Source organism: Salinarimonas sp., assembly GCF_040111675.1.
Lineage (GTDB): Bacteria > Pseudomonadota > Alphaproteobacteria > Rhizobiales > Beijerinckiaceae > Salinarimonas.
On sequence record NZ_CP157794.1, the window covers coordinates 1,566,820 to 1,580,415 of the forward strand.

A 13,596-nucleotide genomic window follows, 5' to 3' on the forward strand; every position below is an offset into this window, starting at 1 on the left:
GCCCGGCTCGAAGCGTTCTTGGGACCCATGGCCACACTGCATCACTATCCGCTCTGCCCGCATTCGCGCTTCGCCCGCCTCGCGCTGGCGGAGCTGGGGCGCGTGGTCGATCTCGTCGAGGAGCGGCCCTGGGAGCGGCGCGAGTCGTTCCTCGCCCTCGACCCGGCCGGCCAGACCCCGGTTCTCGTGGAGGACGACGGCCTCGTCGTGCCCGGGCCCGCCGTCATCGCCGAATGGCTCGACGAGACCACCGGCCCGGCGGAGCCGGAGCGCCGGCTGATGCCGGCGGAACCGGCGGCCAGGGTCGAGGTGCGTCGGCTGATGGGCTGGTTCCTCGGCAAGTTCTACGAGGAAGTGACCGGCTATCTCGTCAACGAGAAGATCTACAAGCGCTTCGTCTCGGCCTCCGCCGGCGGCGGACCGCCGGACATGGCGACGATCCGGGCCGCGCGCGCCAACGTGCGCTATCACGTGCGCTATATCGGCTTCCTCGCCCAGCGCCGGAATTTTCTCGCCGGCGAGGCGCTGACCTATGCCGATCTCGCCGCGGCTGCCCATATCTCCTGCGTCGACTATCTGGGCGATGCGCCATGGGCGGAGGACGAGGCGGCGAAGACGTGGTACGCGCGGGTGAAGAGCCGCCCGAGCTTCCGCGCGCTCCTCGCCGACCGCGTCCCCGGCATGGCGCCGCCCGACGCCTACGCGGATCTGGACTTCTGAGACGGGAACGCCTGAAAGACGAGATCGTGGAGCGCGCCCGCGCGCTCGGCTTCGACGCTGTCCGCGTGACCGCGCCCGCGGCCCTGCCCGATCTCGCCCCGCGGCTCGCGGCCTGGCTCGAGGCCGGCCATCAGGGCACGATGGCCTGGATGGACGAGACGGCCGAGCGCCGGGCCGACCCGCGGGCCCTGTGGCCCGAGGTCCGCTCCATCGTCATGCTCGGCATGAATTACGGGCCCGACGAGGACCCGCTGGAGGCCGTGCGCCGGCGCTCGCGGGCGGCGATCTCGGTCTACGCGCAGGGGCGCGACTATCACGACGTGATCAAGGGCAAGCTCAAGGAACTCGCCGGCGCGCTCGCCTCCAAGGGCGGGGCGGACGTGAAGGTGTTCGTCGACACCGCGCCCGTGATGGAGAAGCCGCTGGCGGAGGCCGCCGGGCTCGGCTGGCAGGGCAAGCACACGGTGCTGGTCTCGCGCGCGCTCGGAAACTGGCTCTTCCTGGGGGCGATCTTCACCACCGCCGACCTGCCCGTCGACGAGCCGGAGCGCGACCATTGCGGCTCCTGCCGGCGCTGCCTCGACGTGTGCCCGACGAACGCCTTCCCGGCGCCCTACGTGCTCGATTCGCGGAGGTGCGTCTCCTACCTCACCATCGAGCACAAGGGGCACATCGATCCCGCCTTGCGCGAGGGCATCGGCAACCGGGTCTACGGCTGCGACGATTGCCTCGCCGTCTGCCCGTGGAACAAGTTCGCGCAGGCCGGGCGCGAGGCGAAGCTGCGCTCCCGTCCCGATCTCGCGGACCGCCCCCTCGCCGAGCTCGCGGCTTTGGACGACGCCGCCTTCCGCGCGCTGTTCTCGGGCACGCCGATCAAGCGCACGGGCCGCGACCGCTTCGTGCGCAACGTGCTGATCGCCATCGGCAACAGCGGCGACCCCGGCCTGGCGCGGGCCGCGCGCGAGCGGCTCGACGACGCCTCGCCGCTGGTGCGCGCGATGGCTGTGTGGGCGCTCCGGCGGCTTCTGCCGGAAGGCGAGTTCGCGGCGCTGCGGGAGGCGCGGGCCGCGGGGGAGGGGGATCCGGAGGTGGCGCGGGAGTGGGGGTGAGGGCGAGACCCGGCATCACCCCGCGGGGGAGGTGGGCCGGGCGAAGCCCGGACCGGGAGGGGCGTCGCGCAGGTCTCCGCCTCATGCGGACGAGGCCCTGCCGTCCGGTCTCGCTTCATCGAAGGCGAGATCGTTCTGTCTCGCCGCCGATGCAGCGCGAGGCGGCGGTACGCGCGCGGGGGGGGCGGGCGGCGGGCGCGCCGAACCCTTTCCTTCCCTGTAGGGGAAGGTGTCGCCGCGCGAAGCGCGGTGACGGATGGGGCGCGCGGCACGCGCGTTCGGCGAAGCCGAAATCGACGGGCGCGACCGACGGCCGCCCGAGCTTCCGCTTCGCGGAACGCGTCGCTCACGCGCCGCGCCCCATCCGTCTCGGCTTCGCCGAGCCACCTTCCCCTACAGGGAAGGAAATCGGGGCGTGCAGGGCTGTCTCGACGGCAACGACGGGCGCGCCGCCCCTCACGCGCTCGCGGCGAGGCGCGGGGCGGGGGCGGGCTGCGCCCGGTTGGGCACGTAGAGCCCGCGGAACTCGGGATGCGGCTGGAGCGCGTCGGTGAGGCCGATCACCGTCTCCGCGGCGCCGAGGAAGAGCGCGCCGTCCGGGGCGAGCGAATTGGCGAGGCGGCGCAGGACGTCGGTTTTGGTGGGCTGGTCGAAATAGATCAGCACGTTGCGGCAGAACACGATGTCGAACTGGCCCAGCGCCGAGAAGTCGCGGATCAGGTTGAGCGGCCGGAATTGGACCATGCCCTTGATCGCGGGCGAGATCCGCCACTGCTCGCCCTCCTGCTTGAAGTGCTTGAGCAGCATCTGGATCGGCAGGCCGCGCTGCACCTCGAACTGGCTGTAGACGCCCGCCTTGGCGCGGTCGAGCACCTCGCCGGCGAGGTCGGTGGCCAGGATGTCGACCTGCACGCCGCCGAGCCGCGGGCGCATCTCGTCGAGGATCATGGCGAGCGAGTAGGGCTCCTGGCCGGTGGAGGCGGCCGCGCACCAGACGCGCAGGCGCTTGGTGGACGCGCGCGCGGCGGCGAGCTTCGGCAGGAGGCCGTCGCGGAAGACGTCGAAGGGGGTCTTGTCGCGGAAGAAGAAGGTCTCGTTCGTCGTCATCGCCTCGACGACGGCGGTCTCGATGGCCGTGTTGCGTCCGCTGCGCAGGACCTGGACGAGCTGCGGCAGGCCCGGGATCTGGTGCTTGCGGCAGATCGGCCCCAGCCGGCTCTCGACGAGGTAGCGCTTCTCCGGCGCGAGGGAGAGGCCCGAGCGCGACTTCAGGAGCGCGCGCAGGTAGTCGAAGTCGGCGTCCGTCATGCCGCGCCTCCGTTGAGCAGGGTCTTGAGCGCAGGCGCGATGGCCGGCAGCGGCAGGATGTCGTGGGCGAGGCCGGCGCGGGCGATGGAGCCCGGCATGCCCCAGACCGTGCTGGTCGCCTCGTCCTGGGCGAGGACGAGCCCGCCCGCGGCGACGAGGGACTTGGCGCCGGCGGTTCCGTCGGCGCCCATCCCGGTGAGGACGACCGACAGCGCCGAGCCGCCGTAGATCGCGGCGGCGTCGCGGAAGAGCACGTCGACCGCGGGCTTGCAGAAATTCTCCGGCGGACCGTCGTCGAGCCGCACGAAGACGCTCCCCGCGCCCTCGCGGCGCAGGCCCATGTGCTTGCCGCCGGGCGCCACGTAGATGCGGCCGGGCTCGAGCTTCTCGCCGTCGCGGCCCTCGGCGGCGGGCAGGCCGGTCTGGACCCCGAGATGCTCGGCGAACACGGCGGTGAAGATCGGCGGCATGTGCTGGACGATCAGAACCGGCACGTGGCGCAGCGCCGGCGCGAGCGCCGAGAGCACCTCGCCCACGGCGCGCGGGCCTCCGGTCGAGGCCCCGACGAGAAGCGCCTTCGGCGCCTGGGCGAAGCCGGTGCGCGGGCGCACGATCACCCGGCTCGTCTCCACGCGCGCCTGCGCCGCCTGCGGCACGGGACGGATCTGGCCGGCGAGGGGCGCGCGCGGTGCGGGCGCGGTGCGGACCCCGGCGGCCTGTCCCGCCCCGAGACGCGGCGCGGGGCTCGCGGCTCCGGCTGCGCCGGCGCGGCGCTGATGGCGCGCGGCGAGGCCTTGGACCTTGGCGATCAGATCCTGCCGAAAGGTCGTCGACGTGGTGACGCCGCGATGGCTCTCGGGCTTCGGCAGATAGTCGGTCGCGCCCATGGAGAGGCACTTGAGCAAGACCTGGGCGTTGCGCTGGGTCAGCGTCGAGATGACGATGACGGTCGCCTTGGGCGCCTTGGCCAGCAGCAGCGGCAGGGCCTGCAGCCCGTCCATCTCGGGCATCTCGATGTCGAGGATGACGATGTCGGGCCGCGCGCGCTCGATCTGCTCGACGGCGACACGACCGTTGGAGCAGGTGGCCGCGATGGTGAAGCCGGCCTCTTCCAGCCAGCGCGAGGTGAGCCCGCGGACGACGACGGAATCGTCGACGATCATGATGCGGGCGGGCTGCGGCGGCGCGTTCTGGGAGGCGGAGGCGAGGGCGGAGGTCATGACGCGGCTCGAAGGTAGCGCGACGCGGACGCCAGAGGCCCGCGGCGCGAGGACGATTGCGATGCTCGGACAGGCTCAGACGAGCCCCACCTCCTGCATCTTGGCGGTCATGATCTCCTTGTCGAAGGGCTTCATGATGTATTCGTCGGCGCCGGCGCGCATGGCGCGGGCGATGTTGGCCACGTCATTCTCGGTCGTGCAGAACACGACCTTGGGATGGCAGCCGCCGGGCAGGGCGCGCAGGGCCCGCAGAAAGTCGTAGCCGTCCATCACGGGCATGTTCCAGTCGAGCAGCACCGCGTCCGGCATCTGTGCGCGGCAGACGGTGAGCGCCTGCTCGCCGTCCTCCGCCTCGGTGATGCGGAAGGACAGGCCCTCCAGAATCCGGCGGGCGACCTTGCGGATCACCGCCGAGTCGTCGACCACGAGGCAGTGCTTCATGCGCTTTCTCCCGTCAGGCCGCGCGGGCTTCGGCGTCGAAGGCGAGGACCGCGTCCACGTTCAGGATGATCAGCAGCCGGCCGTCCAGGCGGTGCACGCCGTTCGACAGCTTCACCCAGCGCTGGTCCATGTGGACCGGGGCCGGCTCGTGCGTGTCGACGGAGAGCTTCATCACCTCGCCGACGGAATCGACGAGAAGGCCGTAGCTCTCGCCGCTGTGCTCCAGGCCGACCGCCATCTCGTCGCCGGAGGTCTCGCGATCGGGCAGGCCCAGACGGCGGCGCAGGTCCACCGCCGTGACCACCTTGCCGCGCAGGTTCAAGAGCCCGGCGATCTCGCGCGGGGCCAGCGGCACGGCGGTGAGGGACGAGGCGATGAAGACGTCGTGCACCCGGTCGATGGGCAGGCCGAACATCTGGTCGGCGACCATCACGGTGACGAATTCCTCCATCTCGCCGGAGGCGCGGCCGTCGCGCCCGGTCTCGTTCGAATTGGCGGCGATCATGCGGCTTCTCCCAGGGAACGGGCGTCGGCGGCGCCGGTCTCGGCGAGCGCGGCGACGAGGCCCGAGCGATCGAACTTGGCGACGAATTCCGAGATGCGCAGGCGACGCGCGCGATCGATCGCCTCGGGCGTCACGCCCGAGGAGAGCGCGATCACCGGCACGTCGTGCAGCCGCGCCTGGGCGCGCACCGCCTCGACCAGCGCGAAGCCGTCGCGCCCGGGCATCTCGATGTCGGTGACGATGACGTCGATGCGCTTGTCGGCGGCGAGCACCTGCAGCGCCTCCTCCGTCGAGCCCGCCGTGATCACCTTGAAGCCCGCGGCCTTGAGCACCGGGGTGAGCATGTCGCGGAAGAACGGGCTGTCGTCGACCAGCAGCAGCGTGCGCGAGAGGCTCGCGATCTTCGGCGGCCCGCTCCGCGTCCAGTCCTCGTGCGCGAGCGGCAGGTAGTGGGCGACGTTGACGATCTCGGTGGCGCGCCCGCGCACCACGGCCGAGCCGACGAGGTCGGAGCGGTCGGCCACGAGCTCGATGTCGAGCACGTCGTCGACGATGTCGACGATCTCGTCGACCGCGAGCCCCATCGCCCGCTCGCCGTCGGAGAACACGACGAGAGCCTGGCTGCCCTCGGACTTGATCTGGATCGTCGGGTCGGCGGTGACGAGCGGCATCAGCTTGCCACGGTACTGGATCAGCGGACGCCCGCCGACCCACTCGATCTTGGTCGCGTCGATCTCCTCGAGGCGCGTGACCAGCGAGAGCGGCACCGCCTTGAGGCTCTCGCCGCCGCCGCGGAAGACGAGGAGCGTCACGGTCTCGACGTCGTTCGTCTCCTCCGTCTCGCCCATGTCCTCGAAGCCGAACTGCTGCTCGGCGGTGCCGGAGCCGACCATCTTGGCGACGCCGTTCGGGTCGATGATCAGCACCACGGCGCCGTCGCCGAGGATTGTGTTGCCGGAGAAGAGCGGGATGTGGCGCAGCTTCGTCGACATCGGCTTCACGACGATCTCTTCCGTGTGGAAGACGCCGTCGACGAGGATGCCGAAGCGCTGGCGGCCGACCTGGGAGACGACGACGAAGCCCTCGTCGCCCGGCCCGGCGTCGGCGCTGTCCATGCCGAGAACCTGGCTGGCCGGCACGATCGGCAGCAGCCGGTCGCGCAGGCGCAGCACCGGCGTGCCGTTGATGCGCTCGATCTGGTGGTCGGAGCCCTTCTTGACGCGCACGAGCTCGAGCACCGCCACCTGCGGGATGGCGTAGCGCTGGTCGCCGGCGGCGACGATGAGCGCCGCGACGATGGCGAGCGTCAGCGGGATCTTGATGGTGAAGGTCGTGCCCTTGCCCTGCTCGGACACGATCTCGACCGTGCCGCCGATGAGCTCGATGTTCGTCTTGACGACGTCCATGCCCACGCCGCGGCCGGAGACCGCCGTGACCTGCTTGGCCGTCGAGAAGCCCGGGTGAAAGATGAACTTGGCGATCTGCGCCTCGCTCATCCGCTCGATCTCGGCCTCGCTGCCGAGCCCGCGATCGATCGCCTTCCTGCGGATGGCGTCGAAGTTCAGGCCCTTGCCGTCGTCCGAGATCTCGATCGTGATCGTGCCGCCTTCGTGATAGGCGTTGAGCCGGATCGTGCCGCGCTCGGACTTGCCGGACGCCCGGCGCTCGGCCGGCGTCTCGATGCCGTGATCCGCCGAGTTGCGGATCATGTGGGTCAGCGGGTCCTTGATGACCTCGAGCACCTGGCGGTCGAGCTCGGTGTCGGCGCCCTGCATGACGAGCTCGATCTTCTTGTCGAGCTCGGAGGAGAGGTCGCGGATGATGCGCGGCAGCTTCTGCCAGGCCGTGCCGATCGGCTGCATGCGCGTCTTCATGACGCCTTCCTGCAGCTCCGCGGTGACGTGCGAGAGGCGCTGCAGCGGGACCTTGAAGCCGTTGTCCTCGTGGCGGCGCGCGATCTCGAGCAGCTGGTTGCGGGTGAGCACCAGCTCCGAGACCATCGTCATCAGGTGCTCGAGCGTGTCGACGTTGACGCGGATCGTCTGGACCTTGGTCACGTTGTCGCCCGACCCGGCGCCCTCGGAGGCCTCCTTCTCGGCGGCCTGGCCGTTGCGCGCCGCGGGCTTCGCCTCCGGCGTCGGCTCGGATTTCGCTTCGGCCCTGGCCTCGGCCTTCGGCGCGACGGGCGCGGCCTCGACCTTCGGCTCCGGGGCGGGCGCGGCTGCGGCGACCGGCTCCGGCGCGGGGGGCGGGGCGATGTCGTCGTCGGGGCCGGGCGCCTCGAGGAACGCGCGCTCCAGGTCGTCGAGCGAGACCTCGCCGGGCTTCAGCTCGCGCTCCAGCGCCTGCACGACCAGCGGGGGCTCGGGCTCGGGCTCGGGCGTCGCCGTGGCGGCGGGCGCCTCGGGCGCGGCCTCGGCGGCCGGCGCGGCGGCGTCCTCGGCGAGGAGGGCCGCCTCGTCGGCGGTGGACATCCGCTCGAGCTCGCCGATCAGGTCGACGTCCTCGCCCTCCGGCTCGGCCGCGGTGCGCTCGAGCTCGGCGAGGATCTCCTTGATCCGGTCGAGCGTCGCGAGGATCAGCGTCACGGCGTTGGACGTGACGGGCAGGCCATCGCGGAAGCGGCCCATCAGGGTCTCGGCCGCATGCGCCAGGCTCTCCAGCCGCGGCAGGCCGAGGAACCCGCAGGTCCCCTTGATCGTATGGACCAACCGGAAGATGTTCGAGAGTATCTTCTCGTTGTTGGGGTCCTGCTCGAAGCGAACGAGCTCGACGTCGACCGTATCGAGGTGCTCGCTCGTCTCGGTCAGGAATTCGCGAAGCAGTTCATCCATGGAGATATCTCGATCCACCAGAGGCTGGGCCGGGTTGGATCGAGAGTGCCGCGAAAGTCGTTTAAGTTCCGTTTCCTCTCGCGCCGAGGATCGTCTCTTCCGGACACGTGCGATGCTTAACGGAATTCAACCATTCTACGACGGCTCGGCGGTGATGGTGACCACGTCGCCGTCGAGCGCGAACCCGACCCCCATGCCAGCGGCGCGCGCTACCAATCCGGTATAGTACGCCTGGATCGCGTGAGCGTCGACGACCCCGTCCTCCGCCTCGCCGGCGACGAGGGCGGGAGCGTGGGTGGGCACGCGCGCCGCCTTGCCCTGGGCGCGCACCACGAAACGGGAGGCCTGCTCGTCGCCCTCCACCGTCACCGCGATCGTGCCGCCGCGCGGGATGCCCTGCGCGGCGATGACGACGAGGTTGAGCAGAAGCTTCACGCGGTTCTTCGGCAGGAGCATGCGCCGCGCGTCCCAGGTCAGCTGGGTGCGGTCGTCGTTGAAGAACCCCTTGGCCACCGTCTCGGCATCGCCGAGGTCGATCGCCGCGCCGGCCGAGCCGGCGGCGCCGAAGGCGATGCGGGCGAACTGGAGGCGGGCGGAGGCCTGGCGCGCGCTCTTGCGGATGAGGTCGAGCGCGAACTCCTTCATCTCGGCGTCGCCGCCTTCCTCCTCCATCACCTCGAGGCCGTTCACGATCGCGCCCACGGGGCTGATCACGTCGTGGCAGACGCGCGAGCAGAGCAGAGCGGCGAGATCGAGGGAATCGAGCGAGACCGTGGCCATGGGACCTCCGAGGGGCCTGTACCGGCGGAACCGGCGCGGATGCGATTCGGGCGCAGGAACGCCCACGGTTCTTGGTAGCGGCGTGGCTGCGCCTTGCAAAGATCAAGGCGATGCGCCGCGGCCGCTCGCCGGGTCGACGAGGCTTTCGCGCAACGCTTCCCAGGCGCCCTCGACCGTGGCGAGGGTCTCCGGCGCGCCGGTGAAGCGCGCGCGGCTCGCGGGATCGTGGAAGAGATAGAGCCGCCCTTCGACGACGGCGTAGAGGTCGGACCGGCCCTCGGCGAGGCGCCCCTGCGCGAGCGCGACCGGATCGTTGCCTCCGAGCCGCGGGAGGAAGCGCGCGGGCCCCGCCTCGAAGGCCGCCTGGTTCGCGGCGCTGGCGAAGCGCCAGGCTGCGCCGCGCCAGACGGTCTCGTGCGCGACGGCGCCGGGCTGCGGCCCGCCGGGAAGGAAGTACGTGACGGGGTCGAGGCCGTCGAGGGCGTATCCGGAGAGCGCGTGGAGCGGCACGCGCTCGGTCAGCCCGATGGGCGGCGGCAGAGCGGCGACCAGAGCCTCCCCTTGCGGTTCCGCGCGGGCGACGCCGGAAAGGCTCGGGGCGAGGGCCTGGGAAAGAACCAGCGCGCAGGCGATCAACGTTAACGCTCTGTTGTCCATCTTGCTCGAATTCTTCCGTTCGAAAGCCGTCGTCGGCTCCCGCGGCCCGTTTTGGCCGCAAAGGCTCAACATCACGTCAATGCGCCCGCCTCTCCCGGGAGGGGCCTGCGCCGGGACCCGCAGAGAAAGAGAGAGAGACCATGCGCGCCGCCACTCTCGCCGTCGTCCGCCTCGCGCCCTCCCTCCCGGCGGTCGCGGCCCTGATCCTCGCCCTCGCGCTGCTCGTCGCGCCGGGCGCCCTCCACGCCGCGCCCGGCGATCCGCGCGCCACGAACACGGACATGATGCGCCAGACCCAGACCTACACGACGCAGGAGACGATCGAGGCGGGGCACCGCTTCTTCGGCTCGACGTCGCGCGGTCTCGCGCTCACGATCGAGCAGGCGGTGGCGCGCTGGGGTCAGCCCAACGGCTACATCCTCGGCCAGGAGGCGTCGGGCGCCTTCTTCGGCGGCCTGCGCTACGGCGAGGGCGTGCTCTACACCCGCAATGCCGGGCAGCGCCCGGTCTTCTGGCAGGGCCCCTCGCTCGGCTTCGACGTCGGCGGAGACGGGGCCCGCACGATGATGCTCGTCTACAACCTGCCCTCCACCGAGGCGCTCTACCGCCGCTTCGTCGGGCTCGACGGCTCGGCCTACCTCGTCGGCGGGGTCGGGATGACGGCGCTGATGGCGGACGAGATGGTGGTGGTTCCGATCCGCACCGGCGTGGGCGCGCGGCTCGGCCTCAACCTCGGATACCTCAAGTTCACCGCGCAGCCGACCTGGAATCCGTTCTGACGAAAAGGCGGACGCCGCAACGCTGGCGTCCGCCGCGCGTTTGCCTTAATCCACGAATGCGGGTCCGTTATCCGGAAGGCGACGCGTGATCGAAGCCGCCATGTTCATCCTGCTGGGGTTCCTGGCGGCGACCTTCCTGGCGCTGCTGATGGTCCCGGCTCTCAACGCCCGTGCGGACCGGCTAGCCCGGCGCCGGCTGGAAGCGCAATTGCCGCGCTCGCTGGTGGAGCTCAACGCAGAGCGCGATCACCTGCGCGCCCAGCTCGCGCTCCGCGAGCGGCGCGTGGAGGAGCGGCTCGAGCGCACGCTCGCCGGCAAGCAGGCGGACATGGCCGAGCTCGGCCGCCGCGCGCTGCGGATCGACACGCTCGGCCGCGACCTCGCCGCCCGCGACGCGCGCATCGCCGATCTCGACGCCGATCTCGCCAAGACGCGTTCCACGCTCGCCGAGACGCAGGACGACCTGACCGAGACCCGCGGCGATCTCGCCGACACCCGCGAGGCCTTCACGCAGCTGAAGACGGCGCAGGCCGACCTGCAGGGCCGCCACGACCGCGCGCTCCAGGACGTCGACGCCAAGCGCATCGCCATCGCCGACCTCGAGACCCGCGTCGCCGTGCAGACCCAGCGCGGCGACGAGCTCGACAAGCGGCTCGCCCAGCGCAGCGCCGAGCTCGCGGCGGAGCGCACGGCCCATGGCGAGACGCGCGCGGCGCTCGGCGACGAGCAGGCCCGCGGCGAGGTGCTGGAGCGGCGCTTCGCGCAAGCGCGCGCCGAGGCCGACGCGAAGTCGGCGGAGGCCGCGGCGCTCGGCGTGGAATCCGGCGAGCTGCGCCAGGAGCGCGATCTCGCCCGCGCCATCGGCGAGGACGCGAACGCGGCGCTGGCCGCGGCGCAGGCGGCCGTCGCCCGGCTGGAGGCGCGGGTCGAGAGCCTCGTCGCCCGCGAGAAGTCGCTCGCCGGCGCGCACGAGAGCGCCCTGCGCGCGCTCAACGAGCGCATCGAGGTGCTCAAGGCCGAGAAGGGCTCGCTCGAGGGCGCGCTCTCGCTCGCCCGCCAGGAGCGCGCGCGGGCGCAGGGCGAGCTCGCGGCCCTGCGGGCGGCGCGGCCCGGTTCGGCGCGCGGCGGACCGAAGCCGCAGGAGGAGCCCGCGCCCGTCGACGGCGCGAGCCTGGAGCGACGCGCCGAGGCGGTCGAGGCCGAGGTCAAGCGCGCGGCGGCGCGGCGTAGCGCGTCGGAGAAGGCGGGAGGCGCCGAGAAGGGTCGCCGCCGCGGCCCGGGTGACGGCGCCGATGCCCAGGCCTCGCCGAAGGTCGCCGCCGCGACGGAGACGGGGGAGGGCGCCGCTCAGTCCCGCGGCGTCTCGGGCTTGGGCGGCAGCGCCAGCAGGTAGGCGGCGATCGCCTCGCGGTCCTCCGCGGGAAGCTGCGCCGTGTTGTCGACGACGTGCGCCATCGTGCCGCCGATCACGTCGAATTCCGGCGTGAAGCCCGACGTGAGCAGCTCCACGATCTCGCCCTGCGTCCAGGAGCCGATGCCGGTCTCGTGCGGGGTGATGTTGGGGATGAAGCCGCGTCCCTCCGGGTTCGGTCCGCCGGCGAAGCGCCGCTCCTCCTCGATCGCGCCGAGGAGGTTGCGCGGCGAATGGCACTCGGCGCAATGCGCCGGCCCCTCGACGAGATAGGCGCCGCGCGCGAGGAGCGGGTCCATGCCCTCGGGCGCGACGAATTCCGCACCGTCGAGATAGGCGAGCTTCCACAGCCCGAGCCCGCGGCGCAGGTTGAAGGGGAAGGCCAGATCGTGCTCGGGCGCGACGCCGTCCACCGGCTTGAGCGTCATCAGGAAGGCGTGGAGGTCCCGCAGGTCCGCCGCCGACATGCGCTGGTAGGAGGTGTAGGGGAAGGAGGGATAGTAGTGCTCCCCCTCAGGCGAGACGCCCCCGCGCATGGCCCGCACGAATTGCGGCGTCGTCCAGCCGAACATGCCGTCGCGCGAGGGGGAGAGGTTGGGCGCGTAGAAGACGCCGTAGTCGGTCTCGAGCGCGAGGCCGCCGCCGAGGAGCAGGGGGTCGTCCTGGTCCGGCGTCGCATGGCAGGAGGCGCAGCCGCCGGCCCAGAACAGCCGCTCGCCGTTCGCGAGATCGGTCTCGCCGCCCGGCACGCGCTCGAGGCCGGCCGCGTGCAGGTCGGGCTCCGAGAGCATGAAGAAGGCCGTGACGCCGAGGACGACCAGCGTCACGACCACGACAGCGGTCTTCTGGAGCGCGTCGAGCATGAGCCCTCGTCAGTTGTCGAGGCGGAAATCCGTGTGGCAGGTGCGGCAGGATTGGGTGGCCGTGCCGAAGGCGGCCTGGAAGGTCGTCGCGTCCGTCGTCTGCTCGAGGCCGGCTGCGGCGGCGTCGCCCCATTCCGTGAACAGCACGACGAACCGCTCCTTGTCCTCCCAGATCGCGGGGGAGGCCTCGGTATCGCCGCCGGTCTCCGTGCCGTCGGGGAACAGGTCCGGCATCCGCTCGGAGGCGTCGACGTAGACCACGAAGGCGTTGCGCGCGGCGTCGAGGTCGAAGGGCCGCTCGCCGCGGACCATCTGCACGCCGGTGCGGGTGGCGTCGCCGACGCCCTTCATGATCTCCTGGCGCTCGGCGATGGGATCGCCCTGCGCGACGACGATGGCGGGGCCGAAGGCGACGGCCGCGAGGCCGAGCGTGGCGACGAGACGGGTCAGGCGGTGCGTCACGGTGGATCCCCTCCGGTTTCCCGGCGCCGGTCTGGAGCGCCTCCAAGGAGGATAGCGCGGCGCTTCGCCGCGGCTACCCGTCCGCGCGCGAATGGACCCCTGCGCGCGCGGATTTCACGAAACCGTGATCGCGGCGGGCTGCGACTCCCCTCAGTCGGTGCACACATTTCATGAGGCGAATGCCCATCGTCGGACGGGCGCGACTCGAAGGCAGGGCGCCGACGGTCTCCCCTCGCCCTTGCGGCGAGGGGCCGGGGGTGTGGGTCGTGCAGAACTGTCTCGACGGCGATGCCGTTCGTACCGGTAGGGTCGCGTTCGTCCCGAGACGTCTCGCGCTGCATCGCGACCCACATCCGCCCCCTTTCGGGGGCGCCTTCTCCAAGGGAGAAGGACGAGCGGCTCGCGCCTCTCGCAGATCACGACCAACGGCGCGGGACGATATGTGAATCGTCTAGCCACCAGGGAGAGGGGAACTCCGTCGCGCTCGCGTCGAACCGCCCAGCCCTC

13 protein-coding genes are annotated in these 13,596 nt (G+C 71.7%); 4 read left to right on the plus strand and 9 right to left on the minus strand.

Going from position 1 to position 13,596, the window contains the following annotated elements; all coding sequences use genetic code 11:
* Positions 1-27 precede the first annotated feature (27 nt).
* Positions 28-720 (plus strand): glutathione S-transferase family protein, encoded by a 693-nt coding sequence (locus tag ABL310_RS07335; protein ID WP_349371032.1) that lies wholly within the window; start codon positions 28-30, stop codon positions 718-720.
* A gap of 26 nt (positions 721-746) precedes the next feature.
* On the plus strand, positions 747-1,829 hold the full coding sequence (queG, locus tag ABL310_RS07340; protein ID WP_349371033.1) for a tRNA epoxyqueuosine(34) reductase QueG: 1,083 nt from the start codon (positions 747-749) through the stop codon (positions 1,827-1,829).
* A gap of 456 nt (positions 1,830-2,285) precedes the next feature.
* On the opposite strand, the gene ABL310_RS07345 is transcribed toward queG, so the two are convergent.
* From ABL310_RS07345 to ABL310_RS07375, 7 genes are all read right to left on the minus strand, one after another.
* The gene (locus ABL310_RS07345; protein ID WP_349371034.1) at positions 2,286-3,137 is read right to left on the minus strand and encodes a protein-glutamate O-methyltransferase CheR; all 852 of its coding nucleotides are present in this window, start codon (positions 3,135-3,137) and stop codon (positions 2,286-2,288) included.
* Entirely contained in the window at positions 3,134-4,357 is a 1,224-nt protein-coding gene (locus ABL310_RS07350; protein WP_349371035.1) for a chemotaxis response regulator protein-glutamate methylesterase, read from the minus strand. Before ABL310_RS07350 ends, ABL310_RS07345 begins: the two co-directional genes overlap by 4 nt.
* A 75-nt stretch (positions 4,358-4,432) precedes the next feature.
* Complete coding sequence (locus ABL310_RS07355) at positions 4,433-4,798, minus strand: response regulator (protein WP_349371036.1); 366 nt, start codon at positions 4,796-4,798, stop codon at positions 4,433-4,435.
* 13 nt (positions 4,799-4,811) lie between these two features.
* Positions 4,812-5,303 (minus strand): chemotaxis protein CheW, encoded by a 492-nt coding sequence (locus ABL310_RS07360; RefSeq protein ID WP_349371037.1) that lies wholly within the window; start codon positions 5,301-5,303, stop codon positions 4,812-4,814.
* Positions 5,300-8,137, minus strand: a complete 2,838-nt coding sequence (locus ABL310_RS07365; RefSeq protein ID WP_349371038.1) for a hybrid sensor histidine kinase/response regulator — start codon at positions 8,135-8,137, stop codon at positions 5,300-5,302. The genes ABL310_RS07360 and ABL310_RS07365 overlap by 4 nt, the downstream gene beginning before the upstream one ends.
* A gap of 135 nt (positions 8,138-8,272) precedes the next feature.
* Positions 8,273-8,917, minus strand: a complete 645-nt coding sequence (gene chpT / locus ABL310_RS07370; RefSeq protein ID WP_349371039.1) for a histidine phosphotransferase ChpT — start codon at positions 8,915-8,917, stop codon at positions 8,273-8,275.
* 102 nt (positions 8,918-9,019) lie between these two features.
* The gene (locus ABL310_RS07375; RefSeq protein ID WP_349371040.1) at positions 9,020-9,574 is read right to left on the minus strand and encodes a YHS domain-containing (seleno)protein; all 555 of its coding nucleotides are present in this window, start codon (positions 9,572-9,574) and stop codon (positions 9,020-9,022) included.
* A 140-nt stretch (positions 9,575-9,714) separates the two neighbouring features.
* On the opposite strand from ABL310_RS07375, the gene ABL310_RS07380 reads away from it, so the two are divergent.
* Positions 9,715-10,353: a DUF1134 domain-containing protein gene (locus ABL310_RS07380; protein ID WP_349371041.1), complete on the plus strand. Its 639-nt coding sequence runs from the start codon at positions 9,715-9,717 to the stop codon at positions 10,351-10,353.
* Positions 10,354-10,438: 85 nt separating this feature from the next.
* Positions 10,439-11,746: a hypothetical protein gene (locus tag ABL310_RS07385; protein WP_349371042.1), complete on the plus strand. Its 1,308-nt coding sequence runs from the start codon at positions 10,439-10,441 to the stop codon at positions 11,744-11,746.
* Here the strand turns inward: ABL310_RS07385 and ABL310_RS07390 are convergent.
* Both ABL310_RS07390 and ABL310_RS07395 read right to left on the minus strand, forming a co-directional pair.
* On the minus strand, positions 11,701-12,627 hold the full coding sequence (locus ABL310_RS07390) for a cytochrome c (protein ID WP_349371043.1): 927 nt from the start codon (positions 12,625-12,627) through the stop codon (positions 11,701-11,703). The genes ABL310_RS07385 and ABL310_RS07390 overlap by 46 nt on opposite strands.
* A 9-nt stretch (positions 12,628-12,636) precedes the next feature.
* Positions 12,637-13,089 (minus strand): cytochrome c, encoded by a 453-nt coding sequence (locus tag ABL310_RS07395; RefSeq protein WP_349371044.1) that lies wholly within the window; start codon positions 13,087-13,089, stop codon positions 12,637-12,639.
* Positions 13,090-13,596 lie beyond the last annotated feature (507 nt).

Coding starts and splice junctions, on each gene's coding strand:
- ABL310_RS07335 (WP_349371032.1), top strand. CDS start 28: ATGGCCACACTGCATCACTATCCGCTCTGCCCGCATTCGCGCTTCGCC.
- ABL310_RS07345 (WP_349371034.1), bottom strand. CDS start 3,137: ATGACGGACGCCGACTTCGACTACCTGCGCGCGCTCCTGAAGTCGCGC.
- ABL310_RS07350 (WP_349371035.1), bottom strand. CDS start 4,357: ATGACCTCCGCCCTCGCCTCCGCCTCCCAGAACGCGCCGCCGCAGCCC.
- ABL310_RS07355 (WP_349371036.1), bottom strand. CDS start 4,798: ATGAAGCACTGCCTCGTGGTCGACGACTCGGCGGTGATCCGCAAGGTC.
- ABL310_RS07360 (WP_349371037.1), bottom strand. CDS start 5,303: ATGATCGCCGCCAATTCGAACGAGACCGGGCGCGACGGCCGCGCCTCC.
- ABL310_RS07365 (WP_349371038.1), bottom strand. CDS start 8,137: ATGGATGAACTGCTTCGCGAATTCCTGACCGAGACGAGCGAGCACCTC.
- chpT (WP_349371039.1), bottom strand. CDS start 8,917: ATGGCCACGGTCTCGCTCGATTCCCTCGATCTCGCCGCTCTGCTCTGC.
- ABL310_RS07375 (WP_349371040.1), bottom strand. CDS start 9,574: ATGGACAACAGAGCGTTAACGTTGATCGCCTGCGCGCTGGTTCTTTCC.
- ABL310_RS07380 (WP_349371041.1), top strand. CDS start 9,715: ATGCGCGCCGCCACTCTCGCCGTCGTCCGCCTCGCGCCCTCCCTCCCG.
- ABL310_RS07390 (WP_349371043.1), bottom strand. CDS start 12,627: ATGCTCGACGCGCTCCAGAAGACCGCTGTCGTGGTCGTGACGCTGGTC.